General features: G+C 68.4%; 1 pseudogene. It reads left to right on the plus strand.

The features are described from left to right. Nucleotides 1–168, plus strand: a pseudogene (locus ABGA94_RS04035) (HAD family hydrolase); the annotation flags it as partial. Nucleotides 169–348: the final 180 nt, after the last annotated feature.

The following is a 348-nucleotide window of genomic DNA, read 5'->3' on the forward strand; positions in this document are numbered from 1 at the left end:
AGTGGCGCCAGCCTCGATCTGCTGGAGCCAGCGTACGAAGCGTTCTACGCCGCACGCAATCAGGTCGAGTGCTATCCCGATGCGATCGATGCGCGGGCGCGGATTGCCGCGCGGGTGCCGGTGGCAGCGCTGAGCAACGGCAACGCACGCAGCAACAAGCGCATCGGGTCTTCCCTGGAGTGGCGAGGCGTCGACTGTAGCGCGATTGCCGCGCGCCGCCGAGCGTGTGCCCTGCATGTCTACGCCTCCGCTCACAGCAGCCGCAGGCGTTCGATCGCCGCGTCCATGGTCGCTTCGTTCTTGGCGAAGCACAGGCGCACCAGGCGCTGGCCGGCCGGAGGAGTCTCG

The sequence above is a fragment of the Stenotrophomonas sp. 3diitr2024 genome (genome assembly GCF_042136455.1).
Classification (GTDB): Bacteria; Pseudomonadota; Gammaproteobacteria; order Xanthomonadales; family Xanthomonadaceae; genus Stenotrophomonas; species Stenotrophomonas sepilia.